Source organism: Curtobacterium poinsettiae (assembly GCF_047226435.1).
Lineage (GTDB): Bacteria > Actinomycetota > Actinomycetes > Actinomycetales > Microbacteriaceae > Curtobacterium > Curtobacterium poinsettiae.
Map to the genome: position 1 here is coordinate 2,228,243 of NZ_CP178434.1, position 19,447 is coordinate 2,247,689.

The 19,447-nt window shown below is 70.5% G+C and carries 22 protein-coding genes; 6 read left to right on the forward strand and 16 right to left on the reverse strand.

Annotated elements, in window-relative coordinates:
• Positions 1-11 precede the first annotated feature (11 nt).
• The 8 genes from dprA to rplS all read right to left on the reverse strand — a co-directional run bounded on the left by dprA (position 12) and on the right by rplS (position 6,069).
• Entirely contained in the window at positions 12-1,247 is a 1,236-nt protein-coding gene (gene dprA / locus ACL00U_RS10460; RefSeq protein WP_412873376.1) for a DNA-processing protein DprA, read from the reverse strand.
• Positions 1,247-2,770: a YifB family Mg chelatase-like AAA ATPase gene (locus tag ACL00U_RS10465; RefSeq protein ID WP_194590463.1), complete on the reverse strand. Its 1,524-nt coding sequence runs from the start codon at positions 2,768-2,770 to the stop codon at positions 1,247-1,249. Before ACL00U_RS10465 ends, dprA begins: the two co-directional genes overlap by 1 nt.
• The gene (locus ACL00U_RS10470) at positions 2,767-3,156 is read right to left on the reverse strand and encodes a YraN family protein (RefSeq protein WP_042539661.1); all 390 of its coding nucleotides are present in this window, start codon (positions 3,154-3,156) and stop codon (positions 2,767-2,769) included. The genes ACL00U_RS10465 and ACL00U_RS10470 overlap by 4 nt, the downstream gene beginning before the upstream one ends.
• A gap of 151 nt (positions 3,157-3,307) precedes the next feature.
• Positions 3,308-3,658 carry a histone-like nucleoid-structuring protein Lsr2 gene (locus tag ACL00U_RS10475; protein WP_017888250.1) on the reverse strand — a complete coding sequence of 117 codons (351 nt, stop codon included), beginning with the start codon at positions 3,656-3,658 and terminating at the stop codon, positions 3,308-3,310.
• Between the two features lie 114 nt (positions 3,659-3,772).
• A complete protein-coding gene (locus ACL00U_RS10480; protein ID WP_017888251.1) occupies positions 3,773-4,096 on the reverse strand; it encodes a DUF2469 family protein in 324 nt (107 codons plus the stop codon).
• Between the two features lie 12 nt (positions 4,097-4,108).
• Entirely contained in the window at positions 4,109-4,849 is a 741-nt protein-coding gene (locus ACL00U_RS10485; RefSeq protein ID WP_412873377.1) for a ribonuclease HII, read from the reverse strand.
• Positions 4,846-5,589 carry a signal peptidase I gene (lepB, locus tag ACL00U_RS10490; protein WP_017888253.1) on the reverse strand — a complete coding sequence of 248 codons (744 nt, stop codon included), beginning with the start codon at positions 5,587-5,589 and terminating at the stop codon, positions 4,846-4,848. Before lepB ends, ACL00U_RS10485 begins: the two co-directional genes overlap by 4 nt.
• 123 nt (positions 5,590-5,712) lie before the next feature.
• A complete protein-coding gene (rplS, locus tag ACL00U_RS10495; RefSeq protein WP_017888254.1) occupies positions 5,713-6,069 on the reverse strand; it encodes a 50S ribosomal protein L19 in 357 nt (118 codons plus the stop codon).
• A gap of 168 nt (positions 6,070-6,237) precedes the next feature.
• On the opposite strand from rplS, the gene map reads away from it, so the two are divergent.
• Positions 6,238-7,020: a type I methionyl aminopeptidase gene (gene map, locus ACL00U_RS10500; RefSeq protein WP_017888255.1), complete on the forward strand. Its 783-nt coding sequence runs from the start codon at positions 6,238-6,240 to the stop codon at positions 7,018-7,020.
• 170 nt (positions 7,021-7,190) lie between these two features.
• Here the strand turns inward: map and trmD are convergent, their stop codons facing one another.
• The 5 genes from trmD to ACL00U_RS10525 all read right to left on the reverse strand — a co-directional run bounded on the left by trmD (position 7,191) and on the right by ACL00U_RS10525 (position 11,407).
• The gene (trmD, locus tag ACL00U_RS10505) at positions 7,191-7,883 is read right to left on the reverse strand and encodes a tRNA (guanosine(37)-N1)-methyltransferase TrmD (protein ID WP_017888256.1); all 693 of its coding nucleotides are present in this window, start codon (positions 7,881-7,883) and stop codon (positions 7,191-7,193) included.
• 5 nt (positions 7,884-7,888) lie between these two features.
• Positions 7,889-8,434 (reverse strand): ribosome maturation factor RimM, encoded by a 546-nt coding sequence (gene rimM / locus ACL00U_RS10510; protein WP_017888257.1) that lies wholly within the window; start codon positions 8,432-8,434, stop codon positions 7,889-7,891.
• 19 nt (positions 8,435-8,453) lie between these two features.
• Positions 8,454-8,690, reverse strand: a complete 237-nt coding sequence (locus ACL00U_RS10515) for an RNA-binding protein (RefSeq protein ID WP_017888258.1) — start codon at positions 8,688-8,690, stop codon at positions 8,454-8,456.
• 3 nt (positions 8,691-8,693) lie between these two features.
• Positions 8,694-9,107: a 30S ribosomal protein S16 gene (rpsP, locus tag ACL00U_RS10520; protein ID WP_017888259.1), complete on the reverse strand. Its 414-nt coding sequence runs from the start codon at positions 9,105-9,107 to the stop codon at positions 8,694-8,696.
• 164 nt (positions 9,108-9,271) lie between these two features.
• Positions 9,272-11,407 (reverse strand): FAD-dependent oxidoreductase, encoded by a 2,136-nt coding sequence (locus ACL00U_RS10525; protein WP_412873378.1) that lies wholly within the window; start codon positions 11,405-11,407, stop codon positions 9,272-9,274.
• 71 nt (positions 11,408-11,478) lie between these two features.
• Here ACL00U_RS10525 and ACL00U_RS10530 point away from each other — a divergent pair, with 71 nt between their 5' ends.
• Positions 11,479-12,618, forward strand: a complete 1,140-nt coding sequence (locus tag ACL00U_RS10530; protein ID WP_175470751.1) for a glutamate--cysteine ligase — start codon at positions 11,479-11,481, stop codon at positions 12,616-12,618.
• A gap of 258 nt (positions 12,619-12,876) precedes the next feature.
• Here the strand turns inward: ACL00U_RS10530 and ffh are convergent, their stop codons facing one another.
• Together ffh and ACL00U_RS10540 are read right to left on the reverse strand one after the other, a co-directional pair.
• The gene (gene ffh, locus ACL00U_RS10535; protein ID WP_017888263.1) at positions 12,877-14,427 is read right to left on the reverse strand and encodes a signal recognition particle protein; all 1,551 of its coding nucleotides are present in this window, start codon (positions 14,425-14,427) and stop codon (positions 12,877-12,879) included.
• A gap of 44 nt (positions 14,428-14,471) precedes the next feature.
• Positions 14,472-15,122 carry a hypothetical protein gene (locus ACL00U_RS10540; RefSeq protein WP_412873379.1) on the reverse strand — a complete coding sequence of 217 codons (651 nt, stop codon included), beginning with the start codon at positions 15,120-15,122 and terminating at the stop codon, positions 14,472-14,474.
• Between the two features lie 84 nt (positions 15,123-15,206).
• Between ACL00U_RS10540 and lipB the strand changes: the two genes are divergently transcribed.
• Both lipB and lipA read left to right on the forward strand, forming a co-directional pair.
• Positions 15,207-15,938, forward strand: coding sequence for a lipoyl(octanoyl) transferase LipB (gene lipB, locus ACL00U_RS10545; RefSeq protein WP_412873380.1), 732 nt, complete (start codon positions 15,207-15,209; stop codon positions 15,936-15,938).
• Positions 15,935-16,918, forward strand: a complete 984-nt coding sequence (lipA, locus tag ACL00U_RS10550; protein ID WP_017888266.1) for a lipoyl synthase — start codon at positions 15,935-15,937, stop codon at positions 16,916-16,918. Before lipB ends, lipA begins: the two co-directional genes overlap by 4 nt.
• A 79-nt stretch (positions 16,919-16,997) precedes the next feature.
• Here lipA and ACL00U_RS10555 read toward each other — a convergent pair whose 3' ends face one another.
• On the reverse strand, positions 16,998-18,023 hold the full coding sequence (locus ACL00U_RS10555; RefSeq protein WP_017888267.1) for a TerC family protein: 1,026 nt from the start codon (positions 18,021-18,023) through the stop codon (positions 16,998-17,000).
• Between the two features lie 217 nt (positions 18,024-18,240).
• On the opposite strand from ACL00U_RS10555, the gene ftsY reads away from it, so the two are divergent.
• Positions 18,241-19,110 (forward strand): signal recognition particle-docking protein FtsY, encoded by an 870-nt coding sequence (gene ftsY, locus ACL00U_RS10560; RefSeq protein ID WP_017888268.1) that lies wholly within the window; start codon positions 18,241-18,243, stop codon positions 19,108-19,110.
• 107 nt (positions 19,111-19,217) lie between these two features.
• The gene (locus tag ACL00U_RS10565; RefSeq protein WP_017888269.1) at positions 19,218-19,376 is read left to right on the forward strand and encodes a hypothetical protein; all 159 of its coding nucleotides are present in this window, start codon (positions 19,218-19,220) and stop codon (positions 19,374-19,376) included.
• Positions 19,377-19,447: the final 71 nt, after the last annotated feature.

The following is a 19,447-nucleotide window of genomic DNA, read 5'->3' on the forward strand; positions in this document are numbered from 1 at the left end:
GCTGCAGACCGTCATGCCCGCCCCCACCCGCCGCCGCTCGGGACGACGAGCCCCTGCAGCTGCGCCAGCGCGAGCGCGTCGGCGACGTCCGCAGTCGACATCCCGGCTCGGCGGGCGATCTCGGCTTCGGGCAGCGCACGACGGCCGAGCGCGTCGAGGACCCGGACCACCTCGGGGTCCTGCCTGCCGGACAGCAACGGCTCGTCCGGCACCGCTCCCCCACAGGTCCCGGACACCGCACGGATCGCCGCGACCGGATCGCCGGGGTGCACTACGATCTCCGCCCGCCCCTGCGCGATGAGCCGGTGGCATCCGACCGACGCTGAGGACGCGAAGGCTCCGGGCACGGCGAACACCGGCCGCCCGAGCTGCGCGGCGTGGTGAGCGGTGTTGAGCGCCCCGGAGCGAGCACCGGCCTCGACCACCACCGTGACGTCGGCCAGCGCGGCGATCAGCCGGTTCCGAGCGAGGAAACGCCACCGCGTCGGTCGCGTCCCCGGTGCCGACTCGGCGAGCAGGGCGCCCAGCCGTGCCACGTTGTGGAGCAGCTGCGCGTTGCCCACCGGGTAGAGCTGGTCGATGCCACCGGCCAGGACCGCGATCGTGGGTGTTCCGGCAGCGACGGCCACGCGGTGCGCCACGGCGTCGATGCCGTAGGCGCCACCGCTGACGACGCGGAATCCGGCGTCCACCGCCGTCGAGGTGATCTCCGCGGTCGCCTCGGCACCGGCCACCGTGTTCGCCCGGGACCCCACGACCCCGAGCACCGGCGTCCCGTCGCCGAGGCGGACGCCGGGGCTGCGCGTCCACAGGACCACCGGGGCGTGCGGCCCGAGGTCGTCCAGCGACGAGGGCCACCCGTCGCTCTCCGGGACGAGCAGACCGGCGCCGACCGCACCGGCGGCCGCGAGGACGTCGCCCACCTCGACGCTGGCCAGCCGGGGCCGCCAGCGCTCCACCGCGGTCCGCAGCACCCCGAGCAGCACCGCGGGGTCCTCGGCTCCGGGGACCTCGGCCTCGACGCAGTCCCCCAGCAGCGCGTCGTGGTCGCCGTCCGCGGCGAGCAACACCCCACCGAGTGCGCGCTCCGGCCCGAGCCCGGCGAGGAGCTCGCCGGCGACGGAGTCCCCGGGTTCGACGATGGCCGACCACGCGACCCGTGCCGCGGCCTGCACCGGGTCGACCGCGGCGCCGCTGCGTCCCAGCAGGCGCGCCACGGTGTCGAGGAGCTCCGTGCCCGCCGGCATCACAGCGCGCTCCGCAGGGCCAGGGCACCCCGGATGTGCTCACCCGTGGGCCGGTCGACGGCATCGAGGTCGGCGAGCGTCCACGCCAGTCGCATCACGCGGTCCCAGCCGCGCATCGTCAGGGTGCCGAGGTCGAGTGCACGGTCGAGGTCCGCGGTCGACCCGGGTTCGATGCGCCCGTCGGCGCGGAGCCAGGTCCCGGTGACCTCGGCGTTGCGGGACCATCCCGTCCCGTGCAGTCGCTCCGCCATGCGCGCCCGGGCTGCCGCGACCGCTGCACGGGCGACCGCCGTGGTCGGCGTGCTGCCGTCCGCGGCGCGCATCCGCCCCGTCGTCACCCGGGGTACGAGCACGCGGATGTCCATGCGGTCGAGCAACGGCCCGGACATCCGCCCGAGGTACCGGCGAACGGTGCTCGGCGAGCACTCACAGGGTTGCCCGTGGGCACCACCGGCGTTCCCGCACGGGCAGGGGTTCGCCGCGAGGACGACCTGGCAGCGTGCGGGGAACTCGGCGGCGCCCGCCGCCCGGTGGACGGTGATCCGACCGGACTCGAGCGGTTGCCGGAGCGCGTCGAGCACAGCCCGGGGGAACTCCGGCGCCTCGTCGAGGAACAGGATGCCCCCGGTGGCGCGCGACACGGCCCCCGGACGCAGCACCCCCGACCCACCGCCGATGAGCGAGACCGCCGAGGCGGAGTGGTGCGGGGCTTCCCACGGTGGCTTCGTGCTCCAGGACGCGGGGCCGAGTCCGGCGACGGACCGGACCGCGGCGACCTCGAGCGCGGTCTCGTCGTCCAGGTCCGGCAGCAGCCCGGGCAGCCGCTCGGCGAGCATCGTCTTGCCGGCACCCGGCGGCCCGAGCAGCAGCGCGTGGTGTCCCCCGGCCGCCGCCGCGATCACGGCACGGACCCCGACCGGGTTCCCCACGACGTCGGACAGCTCGGCCACGGGACGCGGCACCGACGGGATCGGGACCGGCAGCACCGGGTCGACCTCGACCTCTGGCAGGAACGCCCCGGCGTCGATGGCCGCCGCCCGCAGCGAGTCCACACCCCGGACCCGCACACCGCTGACGACACGGGCCTCGGTCAGGTTGCCGACGGGCAGCACCACGCGGTCGACACCGGCGTCGCGCGCGGCGATGAGCATCGGGATCACCCCGGGGACCGGACGCACCCGACCGTCGAGGCCGAGCTCGCCGATGTACACGACACGCTCCGAGACGTCCGGCGCGAGTCCCGCGCCGGCGAGCACCGCCATCGCGATGGCCAGGTCGAACCCGGAACCGCGCTTCGGGATCGCAGCGGGGGTCAGGTTCACGGTGATCCGACGGGCGGGCAAGGGGCACCCCGCGTTCGCGGCCGCGGATCGCACGCGTTCCCGCGCCTCGCCCAACGAAGTGTCGGGCAGCCCGATGATGCTGAACGCCGGGAGCTGACTGGTGAGGTGGGCTTCGACTTCGATGCAGCGGCCGGTGACCCCCAGCAGCGCGACCGCGGCCGCGCGGCCGATGCCGGTCACAGCACGCCTGCCAGGTGTTCGACGACGATGCGGGGTCCGTCGACGTGGACCGCGACGACGTCCACGCGGACCGCACGTGCCGAGACCTCGGGATGCGCGTCGAACCACTCGGGGACGAGCCGACGCATCCGGGTGAGCTTCGCTGCGGTGATCGCCTCGAACGGGTGCCCGGTCGCCGCACCGGACCGGGTCTTCACCTCGATGAACGCGAGCGTGCAGGAATCCCACGCGACGATGTCGATCTCCCCGCGCGCACATCGCCAGTTCCGTTCGAGGACGCGGAATCCCCGAGCTTCGAGCCAGACCACCGCACGTTCTTCACCGAATCGCCCGAGTCGGCCGTTCCGGAGCGACCGCCCCGGTGGGCGTTGCACCTGTTGTTCCATGTCGTTGCCTCCACGACAACGATCTCGGGAACGAACAACCACATCAGTGACGATGCAGAATCTGTGGAATCAGTGCGAGCAGATAGCCCCTGTGGAGGAAAGAAGAAGGACCCGGGCGATCGAGATCACCCGGGTCCTGCTGCGGCGAGCGTCAGTGCGCTGCTGCGTACGCTTCCTGCACCTGCGTCGAGATACGACCACGGGACGAGACTTCGTACCCGTTCTCCTTGGCCCACTCGCGGATCTTGCCGAGCTCTTCCGAGTTGCCGCGCTTGGGTGCGGACTTCGGGGCGGAACCGCCACCGGTCCGACGACCGGAGACCTTGCGCGCCGCGGCGATGTAATCGGAGATCGCCTCGCGGAACTTGTCGACGTTGTCGTTCGACAGGTCGATCTCGTACGACGAGCCGTCGAACGCGAATTCGACCGTCCGGCCTTCACCGGTGGTGATGGGGGAATCGTCGAGGTCGTCGACGAGCTGGACGGTGACCTTCTGTGCCATGGGGTGCTCCTGTTCGTGGGGCGGTTAAATCCCCATCAGAATAGCGCGAACAATTCCATGGCGCTTCGGATCACCGGCGATTCACCGAGAAAGCAGCAGAATGAAAAGCGACGATCACTCGTCGAGTGCGAGTTCCTTCGGCAGTTCGAGTTCCCGCGTCGTGAGCTCCTCGACATTCACGTCCTTGAACGTGAGCACGCGGACACCCTTGACGAACCGGTCGGAACGGTAGACGTCCCAGACCCAGACGTCGTTCATGGTCAGTTCGAAGTAGAAGTCGTGCTCCGTGTCACGGCGCACGAGTTCGACCTCGTTCGCCAAGTAGAAACGGCGCTCCGTCTCGACCACGTAACGGAACTGCGAGACCACGTCTCGGTACTCGCGGTACAGGGCCAGCTCGACCTCGCGGTCGTAGTCGTCGAATTCGTCCTCATCCATTGCGCCCACAGTCTACGGCGACGGACGCCCGAGCGGAGGACCGGTGAGGGCCGCGGGGGCGTCGAGTGCGTCGAACCCGTCCAGCGCGACGCTCGAGGCCTGGTGCAGCCACGACTTCCGGTGCAGGGTGTGCGCCCCGACCGTCCGGATCGCGTCGTAGTGCGCCGTCGACCCGTACCCCTTGTTCGACACCCAGCCGTAGTGCGGAGCGTCGTCGTGCGCCGTGATCATGACGGCGTCACGCGCGACCTTGGCCACCACGGACGCCGCGGCCACCGAGGCGCAGTCGCGGTCGGCCTTGACCCGCACGACGACCTCGAGCGGTTCCGTCGCCGGCCGGAGGGATGCGGGGATGGCCCTGCTCAACCAGTCGAACGAGCCGTCGAGCACGACCACTGCGCCGTCGAGGGACACCCCGTCTGCGACCAGGGAACCGAGCGCCCGCGCCCCGGCAGCACCGAGGGCGGGGACGATGCCCTGCTGGTCGACGAACTCCGCCGAGGCCATGCCGACCGCTGTCCGCGCCCAACGCTGCACGACGGGCACCAGGTCGGTCCGGTGCGCTTCGGAGAGCAGCTTCGAGTCGGCGAGCCCCTGGGGCACACGTCCGATGTCGAGCGTCACCGCGGCCACTCCGACCCCGACAGGACCGGCGATGGCACCACGGCCGACCTCGTCCATGCCGATCACGGTCACGCGGCCCTCGGCCAGCAGCCGTTTCTCGACCCGGAGCGACGGACGGACGGCGGTCACTCGTCGCGCTCCTCCACGCCGGCGAACACCTCGGGGTGGTCGTCGAGCCAGGTCCACCGGCTCGCCGGCCAGGAGATGACGAACGCGCGGCCGGTGACGTCGGACATCGGGACGAAGCCCTTCGACGGGGTGTCACCGTTGTACCGGGAGTCCTTCGAATCGTTCCGGTTGTCGCCCATCACCCAGATGGTGCCCTTCGGCACGGTCACCGAGAAATCGGTCGCCGAGGCCGGGGCACCGGCGGGCAGCTTCAGGTACGGCTCCTTGATGGGGACGCCGTTGACGGACATCTGCCCGAGGTCGTTGCAGCACGACACCTTGTCACCCGGCAGCCCGATGACGCGCTTGATGAGGTGGTCGTCGCTGTCCCCCGTGCCGAGCCCGACCTGCGTCAGGGCCCAGTCGATGGCCTTGGCGGGCTGCGTGTCCGGCGTGACGTTCGGCACGTCGGAACCGGTGAGCCATCCGCCCGGGTCCTTGAAGACGACGACGTCCCCCCGCTTCAGCGCCACGGTTCCGGGAACGAGCTCGTTGACGATCACGCGGTCGTTGATCTGCAGCGTGTTCTCCATCGACGCCGACGGGATGTAGAACGACCGGATCAGGAACGTCTTCACCAGGAACGACACGAGGAGTGCCGCGATGAAGATGATGACGAGGTCGCGGAGGAATGTGAGGACACCGTTCCGTTGCTTCTCGGCACGTGGCCTGCGCCCCGAATCGTCTGTCGTGTCCGTCATTTCCGCTCTCGTTCGAACCGCTCGCTCTGCCGCAATGGGAAGAGCCCCCCGTCGATGCACAACCGTACATGGACGAGGGGCTCGCAGCGTCGTCCGGCTCGCGGACGTTCACTGTGAAGGCGATCAGGCGTCGCGCTTCTCCTTGATCTTGCGGCGAGCCGCCTTGCCGCGGAGCTCGCGCAGGTAGTAGAGCTTCGCACGACGGACGTCACCCTTGGTGACGATCTCGATGTGGTCGATGATCGGCGAGTGCACCGGGAACCAGCGCTCGACGCCGACCTGGAAGCTCACCTTGCGGACCTTGAAGGTCTCGCCGATGCCGTGGCCCTGACGGCCGATGACGACACCCTGGAAGACCTGGATACGCGAGCGCGTGCCTTCGATGATGTTGACGTGCACCTTGATGGTGTCGCCGGGACGGAAGTCCGGGACGTCGGTCCGCAGCGATGCTGCGTCGACGTTGTCGAGGAGCTGGCTCATGGTGGGTTTCACTCTCTGCGGACGCACACGGGTCGCCGCGGATAGAAGGTTCGGAAAGTGGTGGTGCGTGCCCGGTGTCGGCGACTCCCCCGTGGCAGAGTCCAGCCAGGGCACAGCGTTCAATACTGCCACAGAGAGCGCGCGAGGCAAAACGACGAGGATGGACCCATGATCGAACTCCGCACCCCCGCCGAGCTGGACGGCCTGCGTGTCGCCGGCCGGTTCGTGGCCGACGTGCTCGACGAACTGCTCGAGACGGTCGACGTCGGCGTGAACCTGCTCGACCTCGACCGCGTCGCCGCCCGGATGATCGCCGAGCGCGGGGCCGAGAGCTGCTACGTCGACTACCACCCGTCGTTCGGGATGTCGCCGTTCGGCAAGAACCTCTGCACGTCGGTCAACGACGCCGCCCTGCACGGCCTGCCGCACGACTACGCGCTGCAGGACGGCGACCTGGTGAGCCTGGACTTCGCCGCGAGCGTCGACGGTTGGGTCGCGGACTCCGCCGTCAGCGTCCAGGTCGGGACGCCGCGTGCCGAGGACCAGGCCCTGATCGCCACCGTCGAGCGGGCGCTGGCGGCCGGCATCGCCCAGGCCGCCCCCGGCAACAAGCTCGGCGACGTCTCGCACGCCATCGGACACGTCGCGCACCAGGCCGGTCACGACGTCAACCTGCAGTTCGGCGGGCACGGCGTCGGCCGCACGATGCACGGGGACCCGCACGTGCCGAACGACGGCCGTCCGGGCCGCGGGCTCAAGCTCCGGCCGGGGCTGGTCGTCGCCATCGAACCGTGGCTCATGCAGACGACCGACGAGCTCTCCCAGGACGACGACGGCTGGACCCTGCGCAGCGTCGACGGCTCGCGCGCTGCGCACGTCGAGCACACCGTGGCGGTCACCGAGGCCGGACCCGAGGTCCTGACCCTGCGTCGCGCCCAGCGCGACCAGTAGCGGGCCTGGAGGCGCGGCACCAGCTGGCACCGCGCCTCCAGTCCGTCACGCGTCGCCCCCACCCCACCGAGGCGACAGATCTCGCAGGCCGCGGACCGTCAGAACAGCGAAAGCGACAGATGTCCGCGGATGTTCCGCGGACATCTGTCGCTTTCCCAGGACGGGTCGCGCTACGCGTCGGGCAGCAGGTCCGGACGGACGCGCCGCGTCCGCTCCAGCTGCTGCTCGTGCCGCCAGGCACCGACGCGGGCGTGGTGCCCGCTGAGCAGGACGTCGGGGACGTCCAGGCCGCGCCACGACGCGGGCTTGGTGTACGAGGGGTACTCGAGCAGACCGTCCTCGTGGGACTCCTCGACCAGTGACTCGGGGTTGCCGACCACGCCGGGGACCAGTCGACCGACGGCCTCGATGATCGCCATCGCGGCGACCTCGCCACCGTTCAGCACGTAGTCACCGAGGGAGAGCTCGACGACGGTGGCGCGCGATGACGCCCACTCGAAGACGCGGGCGTCGATGCCCTCGTACCGCCCGCAGGCGAACACGAGGTGGTCCGACGTCGACGCGAGCGAGCGCGCGATCGACTGCGTGAAGGGGGTGCCGGCCGGCGTCGGGACCACCAGGGTCGACGAGCCGTCGGGGCGGAAGAGCGCTTCGAGCGCCTGCGCCCACGGTTCCGGCTTCATCACCATGCCAGCGCCACCGCCGTACGGGGTGTCGTCGACGGTGCGGTGCCGGTCGGTGGTCCACGACCGCAGGTCGTGCACGTGCAGGTCGAGCAGGCCGCCGGAGCGCGCCTTGCCGAGCAGGGACACGTCCAGCACGGAGAAGAACTCCGGGAAGATCGTGACGATGTCGATCCGCACGGCAGCTAGTCCGTGACCGTCTCGGGGCGCGAGGTGTCCTCGGGGTCCTCGAACAGGCCCTGCGGCGGCGTGACCGTGACGGTGCCGGCAGCGATGTCGACCGCGGGCACGATGGCGGAGACGAACGGCACGAGGACCTCGCCGCGGGACGGCGTGTCGATCGCGAGCAGGTCCTGCGCGGGCATGTGGTCCACACGGGCGACGGTGCCGACCTCGGCGCCGTCGCGCAGGACCTTCAACCCGACGAGCTGGTGGTCGTACCAGGCGTCGTCCTCACCGGTCTCGGCGTCGGCGTCCTGCTCGACCCAGAGGATGATGCGTGCCAGGGACTCGGCGCCGGTGCGGTCGTCGATCCCGGCGAAGAACGCGACGGGGTGACCGTTGTACCAGCGGAGTTCGTCCAGCTCGAGGGTCTTGCCCGACCACGGAGAGTCGTCGGGGACCTGGAGCGTGAAGGTGGCGCCCGGGGTGAACCGACGATCCGGGTCGTCGGTGTAGAGCTCGAGCTTGATGCCGCCCTTGAGCCCGTGCGCCTTCGTGATTCGACCCACCCGGAGCTGGGTCGTCTCCCTAGGAATCGGTGTCCACCACGTCGACCCGCACGCGCTTGCCGTCGGCCAGGGCCGTGACGAGGGTGCGGAGCGCCTTGGCGGTGCGCCCGGCGCGACCGATCACGCGGCCGAGGTCCTCGGGGTGCACACGCACCTCGAGGACCTCGCCGCGTGGGGAGGTGGAGCTGGCGACGCGCACGTCGTCAGGGTGATCGACGATCCCCTTGACGAGGTGCGTCAGCGCGGATTCGAGCAAGGACTACGCCTCGGTCGTCTCGTCGGCGGTCTCGGCGTCGTCGGCCTTGGCGGCGGGAGCCGTCTTCTCCGACTTCGGCTTGAGGACGGCCTTCTTCGAGGAGTCGACCTGGAAGGCCTGCTTCGGCTCGGCGACCTTGACCTTGGACTCGGTGTCCTTCTCGCCCTTGAACTTGGCCCAGTCGCCGGTCAGCTTGAGGAGGGCCGCGACCTGCTCGGTCGGCTGCGCGCCGACGCCGAGCCAGTAGAGCGCACGCTCGGACTCGATCTTGATGACCGAGGGCTCCTCGGTGGGGTGGTACTGACCGATCTCCTCGAGGACACGACCATCGCGCTTGGTGCGCGAGTCGGCGACGACGATGCGGTAGTAGGGCGCACGGATCTTACCGAGACGCTTCAGACGGATCTTGACAGCCACAATTGCTCCTGTTTGCTTTCGTTGTGGTTGAACTGGAACCGCGGGCGTGGGGGCACACACGGCGAAAGCTCGAGAGAGATCGCTCACAGCTGGATAGAGGGTCGAGCTGCGGCGATTCGACCGTTCATTCTTGCAGATTCCCGGCCGTGATGCGAGCCGACTCGCTACGGGGCGAGGCGCCGCACCGCTTCGAGGGCTTCGGACGTCGCCCGGACCGCGTCCACGCTCCGTGCGTCCCGCGCGCCGCCGACGACGGCGTACGGCACGCCGGCGGCCTGGAGGCCCGTGGCGAGTCCGTCGGGAGCGTCACCCTCGGCGTCGCTCGCCCGCTCCTGCCCGGCGCAGACCACGACGGTGTCCGCCGGCACGCCGACCTCGTCCCCGTGCTCGTCGCGGATCCAGAGCACCCCGGGTTCGATGCGCAGGTACTCCTGCACGCCGCCGACCATCCGCACGCCGGTGTCGCGCAGCCGACCGATCGCGACCCACCGCGAGGTGATGCCGATCCCGTGGCCGAACTTGCCCGATCGGCGGAGCACCGTCACGTCCGGCCCCGGTCGGGTGGTGCGCGGTGCCGCGGGGAGCCGCTGCGGGACGTCGCCGACGAGTTCCTCGGACACGTCGAGGTCCCAGCGCGCCGCGAACCCGGCGGCCCGGACGGCCTCGTCGGGCGACTCGGTCAGGAACGCCGCGGTGTCCACCCCGATGCCGCCGCCGCCGATGATCGCGACGGTGCCCTCGGGGACGCCGTCCCGCAGCGCCCGCTCGTAGGACAGCACGTGCGGCAGGTCGCTACCGGGGACGTCGATGCTCCGCGGGACCACCCCGGCCGCGAGCACGACGGCGTCGCTGTCGACGAGGTCCCGAGCCGTGGCCGGGCGTCCGAGGTGGATGGTCGCGCCCCGCTCCTCGAGCTCCGTGCGGGCGGACCGCACCGTGGCGGCGTAGTCCTCCTTCCCCGGGACGAGTGCGGCGAGGCCGAACTGGCCGCCGAGACGGTCGGACGCCTCCCAGAGGGTGACCTCGTGGCCGCGGCGGGCGGCGTCCACCGCCGCGGCGAGCCCGGCCGGACCGCCGCCGACGACGTCGACGCGCTTCGGGTCGGCCGTCGGGCGTGCGGGGAACGCGACCTCGCGGCCGGCGCGGGGGTTCACCAGGCACGACACCGGTGCGCCGATGATCGACCGGTCGAGGCACGCCTGGTTGCAGCCGATGCAGGTGTTCACGAGGGCGAACCGGCCGGCCAGGGAGCGGTCGACGAGTGCGGGATCGGCCAGGAACGGTCGGGCGAGGGCGACGGCGTCGAGCAGGCCGTCGGCGAGCACCGCCTCGCCGTCCCGCAGGTCCGTCATCCGGTTCGAGGCGATCACGCGGACGTGCGGGTGCGGGGACGCGCGCACCACCCCGGCGATCCGGGACGCGTACGCCAGCCAGGCCCCGTGCGGCACCGCGGCCTGCACCGTCGGGGTGCGGGACTCGTGCCAGCCGATGCCGACCGAGATGCCGTCGAGCCCGAGCGGCAGCAGGTCGTGCACGAGTGCGTCGACCTCGTCGTCGGTCGAGGAGCCGGGCATCAGGTCGGCGCCGGACAGCCGGATCGTCACGGCGAGGTCCGGGACGGCGGTGCGCACGGCCCGGACGACCTCGATCGCGAACCGCCGGCGGCGTGCTGCGTCGCCGCCCCACTCGTCGTCGCGCAGGTTCGTCAGCGGCGACTGGAACTGGTTGATCAGGTACCCCTCGGACGCCATGATCTCCACGCCGTCGAACCCGATCGCGCGGGCGGTGCGGGCAGCGACGGCGAAGTCCTCGATGGTCCGCTCGACCTCGGCCGCCGTCAGCGCGGTCGGCACCACGCCCCGGGCGGCTGCCCACGGCAGCGCCGAGGGTGCCACGACGCGCTGCGGGTCCCCGTGCCGGTCGACCATCCCCGACGCCAGGGCGTACCGACCGGCGTGGAACAGCTGCGCCAGGATCGTCCCGCCCTCGTCGTGCACGGCCTGCACCGCGACCCGGAACCGCTCGTCGGCTCCCCCGACCCCGAACACCGCGAAGTCCGGACCACCGCGGGCCTCGTCGTTGACCGCGATGCCGCCGGTGATGATGCACGCGGCTCCGCCGGCCGCACGCTCCCGGTAGAACGCGGCCATGCCGGCACCACCGTCGTCCTGCACCTCGAGCCCGGTGTGCATCGACCCCATCACCACCCGGTTCGGCAGGTGCAGGGGCCCGAGGGTCCAGGGTGACGCCACGCTCCGGAGCGACTCCGGGACGACGGGGGCGGAAGCGACGCTGCTCATGCGCCCATTCTGCGGGGTCCGTGCGACCGGCGGACGGATCGTTGTGCGTGTCCGACAACGTTCCGGGCAGGATGGACGGCATGGACATCCGCTTCACCGAGTCCCGCCCGTCGACCATCGGCGTCGAGTGGGAACTCCCGCTGGTCGACCTGTCGACCGGCGACCTCGCGCCCCGCGCCCCTGCCGTCATCGCCGCCGTGCACGAGCGGCTCGGTGACCCCGACCGCGTCACCGAGGAGCTGCTGACCAACACGGTCGAGGTCGTGTCGAGCGTCCACGATCGGGTGGGTGCGGCGACGAGCGAGCTGTCCGGCATCATCGGCGAGGTCATCGACGCCGCCGAACCGCTCGACGCCCAGGTGATGTGCTCCGGCACGCACCCGTTCGCCGTCTGGGACCAGCAGGAGATCACCCCGGACAGCGAGCACTACACGACCCTGATCGACCGCACCCGCTGGTGGGGACGCCAGATGCTCATCTGGGGGGTGCACGTGCACGTCGGCATCGACGACCGCGACAAGGCGGTCCCGATCATGAACGCGATGCTCGCCTACGTCCCGCACCTGCAGGCGTTCACGGCGTCGAGCCCGTTCTGGGGCGGGACCGACACCGGGTACGCCTCGAACCGGGCGCTCATGTTCCAGCAGCTCCCGACCGGTGGACTCCCGCCACAGCTCGGTGCCTGGGCGAACTTCGAGGAGGTCGTGGGCGACCTCACGCACACCGGCGTCATCGACAGCGTGAAGGACCTGCGCTGGGACATCCGCCCCTCGCCCGGCTGGGGCACCCTGGAGAACCGCGTGTCCGACGGCATCTCGACCCTGCACGAGGTCGGTGCCGTCACCGCGCTGGTGCAGTGCCTGGTCACCGCGTGCTCGGACCGGCTCGACGCCGGCGAGACCCTGCCGACGATGCAGCCGTGGTTCATCCGCGAGAACAAGTGGCGCGCGGCCCGCTACGGCATGGAGGCCGAGATCATCACGAACGTCGCCGGTGACGAGCGGCTCGTGACCGACGAGGTGCACGACCTGGTGCAGCGGCTCGACCCGATCGCGGAGCGGCTCGGCTGCCAGGACGAACTGCACCACCTCGACACGATGATCGAGCGCGGCGCCTCGTACCAGCGGCAGCTGCAGGTCGCGCGCGAGAACGGCGGCGACCTGCGCGCGGTGGTCCGCCACCTGGTCACGGAGTTCCGCGACGCGCTCTGACGCACCCACCCGGACCGGGCGTACCCGGTCGAATCGGGCGTACCCGTACGTTCCTTCCGACCAGGTACGCCCGATTCCGGTTTCCAGCGCGCGTGCGATGGGAAGGAACGTCGCGACGCGACCGGACGACGGACGGGAGGCCCGGTGCCAGCTGGCTCCCCTCCCTCGCAGGCTCGGTCAGCGCGCCCCGCGTGCTGCTGGCGCGTCACGCTGAGCGGAGCGCGCCCGTCCGTCAGGTGGTCGCGATCGCGAGCCGCGTCAGCGACCCAGGAACTTCTGCAGCGACGCGAGCTCTTCCTCGGTCGGCGCCTTGGAACCCTTGGCGCCACCGAGGCCGAGGCCGGAGCCCTGCGGGGCCTGCTGCGGTGCAGCCGCGGCACCGGCCGCGAGGGCCGCGCGCTTGGCCGGGTTGCCGACCTTCGACTTCTTCTTGCCCCCCTGCTGCTGCTTCTTGCCACCGTGCATGCCCGGGATCGGACCCATGCCCGGCATCTGCGGCACGCCGCCGCGGGCGACGGTCTTCATCATCTTGGCGGCCTGCTCGAACCGGTTCACCAGGGCGTTGACCTCGGTGACGGTCGATCCGGCGCCGCGCGCGATGCGCAGACGACGCGAACCGTTCAGCAGCTTCGGGAGCTCGCGCTCCTGGGGCGTCATCGACTGGATGATCGCCTCGGTGCGGACGATCTCGCGCTCGTCGAAGTTGTCGAGCGCCTCGCGCATGCCCTTGGCGCCCGGGAGCATGCCGAGCATGCCCTTGATGGAGCCGGCCTTGCGGAGCTGCTGCATCTGCTGCAGGAAGTCGTTCAGCGTGAAGTTGTCGGTCGCGATCTTGTCCGCGACCTTGCGCGCCTCTTCCTCGTCGAAGGCACCCTGCGCCTGCTCGATGAGGGACAGGATGTCGCCGAGGTCGAGGATCCGGCTCGCCATGCGGTCCGGGTGGAACGGCTCGAAGTCGTCGAGCGACTCACCCGTCGACGCGAACATGATCGGGCGGCCGGTCACGCTGGCCACCGACAGGGCAGCACCACCGCGGGCGTCACCGTCGAGCTTCGACAGCACGACACCGGTGAAGTCGACGCCTTCCTGGAACGCGCGGGCCGTGTTGACGGCGTCCTGACCGATCATCGCGTCGATGACGAACAGGACCTCGTCCGGGTCGACGGCCTTGCGGATGTTCGCGGCCTGCTTCATCAGCTCGGCGTCGACACCGAGACGACCGGCGGTGTCCACGATGACGGTGTCGTACTGCTGGTCGATCGCGGCCTTGATGGCGTTCTTGGCGACCTTGACCGGGTCACCGACACCGTTGCCGGGCTCGGGCGCGAAGACGTGCACGCCGGCCTGTTCGCCGACGACCTGCAGCTGCTGCACGGCGTTCGGTCGCTGCAGGTCCGCCGCGACGAGCATCGGGGTGTGGCCGTCCTTCTTGAGCCACTTGCCGAGCTTGCCGGCCAGGGTCGTCTTACCGGCCCCCTGCAGACCCGCGAGCATGATGACCGTCGGCGGCTTCTTCGCGAACTCGAGCCGTCGCTGCTGCCCGCCGAGGATGCCGACGAGTTCCTCGTTGACGATCTGGACGACCTGCTGCGCCGGGTTGAGCGCGCGGTTGACCTCGTCGGAGAGGGCACGCTCGCGCACCGAGGCGGTGAACGCCTTGACGACCTCGAGCGCGACGTCGGCGTCGAGGAGGGCCCGCCGGATCTCGCGGACGGTGCCGTCGACGTCGGACGGAGTCAGCCGACCCTTGCTCCGCAGATTGCGGAAGGTCTCGGTCAGCCGATCGGAGAGTGAGCCGAATTGCGCCATGATCCGTCGATTCTACAAGGCTCGCGCAGGCCGCACCGGTCCGTTCACCGCAGGAGGACACCCTCGGTCAGTTCGAGCGGTGCCCCGAGGCCCAGGTCGACGACCACCGGCGCGCTCGACGGACTCCGGTCACCGGTCGGGAACCAGCGCCGGTCGGGCGACACCAGGATCACGAGGCCGTCCACGTCGCCGACCGCGGCGAAGGACTCCCCCGGCGGGTTCGCGTAGGGCTCGAGACCGGCGCGTCGCAGGGCATCGACGGCGCCGAGGACGTCGGGGACGGGGACGCCGACCTCGCTGATGGAGACGAGCGGGACGACCGTGTTCTCGCCCGCGTCTGCGGGCAGGTCCCGCCGCTCGATGAGCTCGAGGAGCTGCTCGTCGGGCCCCTCGAAGTAGACCGACCGCGAGTTCCAGTTCGGCGGCCCCTCGAACTCGTCCTGGTCATCGGCACCGAGCACCGTCGTCAGTCCGGCGATCCAGGCCTTGGCCGCGTCGAACGTCCCGGTGGGGATCGTGATCGCCAGGTGCAGGGCTCCCGTCATCTCGGGCAGTTCACGGAACACGAGGAGCGACGACCCCACGACGACGCGCACCGCGGCGTCGACGATCTCGACCGGACACCCCAGCCGTTCGTAGAACCGTGCGGTGTCGTCGAGGGATCGGGTGGCGAGCTGTACCTGGCGGATGTCCATGTCCACATCGGACCATCTCAACCATAGTTGAGGTCAAGAGGATGGTTGTTGGACGCCGTCCAGAAACTGTCGTACGCTCGCCGCATGCCGGAACTCGAGATCGTGCACCACCCCGGGCTGCTCGACTACGCCGACGGTCTCGCTCTGCAGCGGGACCTGCACGCCGCCGTCGTCGCAGGCCGTTCCCCCGGAGCCCTCGTGCTGTGCGAGCACCCGTCCGTGTACACCGCCGGACGCCGCACCGAACCCTCCGACCTGCCGACGAACGGTGCCCCCGTCGTCGACACCGACCGCGGCGGCCGCATCACCTGGCACGGCCCGGGGCAGCTCGTCGCCTACCCGATCGTCCGACTCGCCGAACCCCTCGACGTCGTCGCCTGGGTGCGCGACCTGGAGCAGGTCATCATCGACGCTGCTGCCGCCGTCGGAGTGCACGCCGAACGGGTCGCCGGGCGCAGCGGCGCATGGGTGCCGAGCGCGGACGGCTCCCCCGCCGCCAAGATCGGCGCCATCGGGCTGCACGTCGCCGAGGGCGTGACGAGCCACGGCATCGCGATCAACTGCGACAACGCCCTGGACGCCTACCGAGCGATCGTCCCGTGCGGCATCGCGGACGCCGGGGTCACGACGCTGAGCGCCGCCGCGGCGCGCCTGGGGCTCGCTCCCGTGACCGTCGACGACCTCGCACCCCTGGTAGCGCACGGCGTCCAACAGGCCGTCGACGGCATGCACCGCGGCCACCGGATCAGCACGACGACCACCAGCACCAGCACGAGCACCAGCACCGCGCCCGCCCGACAGGAGACCCTCGTATGACCCTCGCCCCCGAAGGCCGCCGCATGCTCCGGGTCGAGGCCCGGAACGCCGAGACCCCGATCGAGACGAAACCCGGGTGGATCAAGACCCGTGCCACGCAGGGCCCAGAGTTCCGCGAACTGTCCGCCCTGGTCAAGGACCAGCAGCTGCACACCGTCTGCCAGGAGGCCGGCTGCCCGAACATCTTCGAGTGCTGGGAGGACCGCGAGGCGACGTTCCTGATCGGCGGATCGCAGTGCACCCGCCGCTGCGACTTCTGCCAGATCGACACCGGCAAGCCGGAACCGCTCGACCGCGACGAGCCCCGCCGGGTCGCGGACTCCGTCGTCTCGATGGGCCTGAAGTACGCGACGGTGACCGGCGTCGCACGAGACGACCTGCCCGACGGCGGCTCCTGGCTCTACGCCGAGACGATCCGGCAGATCCACGAGCACTCCCCCGGCACCGGCGTCGAGATCCTGGTGCCGGACTTCAACGGCCGGCCGGACCAGCTCGGCCAGGTGTTCGACGCCCGCCCCGAGGTCTTCGCGCACAACGTCGAGACCGTCCCGAGGATCTTCAAGCGGATCCGACCGGCGTTCACGTTCGAACGCTCCCTGGACGTCATCACCCAGGGCCGCGACGCCGGACTCGTCACGAAGTCGAACCTGATCCTCGGCATGGGCGAGGAGCGCATCGAGATCGAGGACGCCCTGCAGCGCCTGCACGACGCCGGCACGGACATCATCACGCTGACGCAGTACCTCCGCCCGTCACCGCGGCACCTGCCGGTCGCGCGCTGGGTCAGCCCTGCGGAGTTCGTCGAGCTCCGCCAGCTCGCCGAGCAGATGGGCTACGCGGGGGTCCTCGCCGGGCCGCTGGTCCGGTCGTCGTACCGGGCGGGCCGGCTGTGGGCACGGGCGACGGTGGCGCGCGGCGGCTCGGTTCCCGAGCACCTGGCCCACCTGCTCGACGCGACCCCCGGTCGCCAGGCCGTCTGACGCTCCGGGCGACGCTCCGGACAGACGCCAGGCGCGGTGCCAGCTGGCACCGCGCCTGGCGTCCGTCAGGTGGTGACGACTACTTCGCGTCGGCTTCCACCGACTCCTTCGGCTCACCCGACGGGGTGAGCCCGCGCTCCTGGCGGCGCTTCGAGACCACGAGCGAGGCGATCGTCGCGACCGTGATCGTCAGGGCGATGAAGCCCAGCGAGAACCAGATCGGGATCTCCGGCGCCCACTCGATGTGCTCGCCACCGTTGATGAAGGGCAGCTCGTTGACGTGCATGGCGTGGAAGACGAGCTTCACACCGATGAACGCCAGGATGACGGCCAGGCCCTGACCCAGGTAGATGAGGCGCTCGAGCAGACCGGCGATCAGGAAGTACAGCTGCCGGAGCCCGAGGAGCGAGAACGCGTTCGCGGTGAACACGATGAAGGCGTCCTGCGTCAGCCCGAAGATCGCGGGGATGGAGTCGAGCGCGAACAGCACGTCGGTGAGGCCGATGGCGACCATGACGAGCAGCATCGGGGTGAACAGGCGCTTGCCGTCGACGCGGGTGGTCAGGCGGTCACCGTCGTAGTGGTCCGAGGTCGGGATGAAGCGCTTGAGGATCCGGATGAGCCGCGAATCGCCCTCGTTGCCGTGGTCGTTGCCGCTGCGGGCCTGCGACCAGGCGAGCCAGAACAGCAGCGCACCGAACAGGTAGAAGACCCACGAGAAGTTCTCGATGATCGTGACGCCGAGGGCGATGAACACACCGCGGGCGACGAGCGCGATCGCGACGCCGACCAGCAGGACCTTCTGCTGGAACTCCTTCGGCACGGCGAAGCTCGACATGATGATGAGGAAGACGAAGAGGTTGTCGACCGACAACGCCTTCTCGGTCAGCCAGCCGGCGAAGTACTCACCACCGGCCTGTCCGCCGCCGAACACCAGGATCCCGATGCCGAACAGGATGGCCAGGCCGATGTAGAAGGCCGACCAGAACGCGGATTCGCGGATGTGGGGCACGTGCGGCGTGCGCACGTGCGAGTAGAAGTCGAACACGAGCAGCGCGAGGATGCCGGCGATCGTGATGAGCCAGACGAAGAGTGGGACGTCCACGGTTTCCTTCAGGTAGGGCGTGCCACTGGTGTGCGGGTACGCCGAGGCCTGAAGGTCTCTTCCGTCGCCCCGCACCGGAACCGGTGCCGCACGACCGGCGCCCCGGGGCCGGATCGTTCCGGACCGTACTGACGGGGTCACCGAGAGGGAATACTCCCCTTCGTGTCCCCGAGCATACCGGGCACAGCGGACATGTGCCGCGCTCTAAGCTGGGAGCATGGCGAGTTCTTGGTCACTGTCCACACGGCTGCGCGGCCTCTTCCAGCGCAAGACGATCGACGAGACCACGTGGGAGGACCTCGAGACCGCCCTGATCGGCGCCGACTTCGGCCCGGACATCTCCGAGGAGATCATCGAGGACCTGCACGCCCGCGTCGACCGGTACGGCACGACCGACCCCGCCGACCTGCAGCGCATGCTCCGCGAGGTCCTCGAGGAACGGCTCTCGAAGCTCGACACCACCCTGAAGCTCAGCGCGCGGCCCGCCGTGGTGCTCGTCGTCGGGGTGAACGGCGTCGGCAAGACCACGACGATCGGCAAGTTCGCCAAGTTCCTGAAGACCTACGACCGCACGGTGCTCGTCGGGGCGGCGGACACGTTCCGCGCCGCGGCGGTCGAGCAGGTCGCCACCTGGGCCCAGCGCGCCGGGGTCGACGTCGTCCGTCCGTCGCAGCCCGGGCAGGACCCCGCATCGGTGGCGTACCAGACCGTCGAGAAGGCGATCCGCGACCAGACCGAGATCGTCGTCATCGACACCGCCGGGCGCCTGCACACCAAGGCCGGGCTGATGGACGAGCTCACCAAGATCAAGCGCGTCGTCGAGAAGCAGACCGAGATCAGCGAGGTCCTGCTCGTCCTCGACGCGACGACCGGCCAGAACGGACTCGCCCAGGCCCAGGCCTTCATCGAGGGCGCCGGCGTGACCGGCCTCGTCATCACGAAGCTCGACGGCTCGGCCAAGGCCGGCTTCGTGCTCAGCGTGCAGGAGAAGACCGGCATCCCGATCAAGCTCATCGGGCAGGGCGAGGGCATCAACGACCTGACGGGCTTCACGCCGCACGTGTTCGTGCAGAACCTCGTCGGCTGAGCGGGCGCGGTCCCGCCGCACGAGCGAACGCGATGCGGCGCCGAGGAGTAGCGTCCCGTTCTGGTCCGGGCATCTGCTCGGTCTCGTTCCAGGGATAGGAGACCCTCATGCCCGCACTGCTGATCATCGCGATCATCGTCGGCCTCGTCCTGCTCTTCAGCGGCATCTTCGTCGGCGCCCTGAAGCTCCTGCTCTGGGTGGGCATCGTGCTCATCCTGCTCGGGATCATCGGCTGGCTGCTCCGGACGATCCGCGGTCGCGCGTAGCGACCCGGCGTCCTGTCCGGACGCACCTGACGGAACAGGAGGCGCGGTGCCAGCTGGCACCGCGCCTCCTG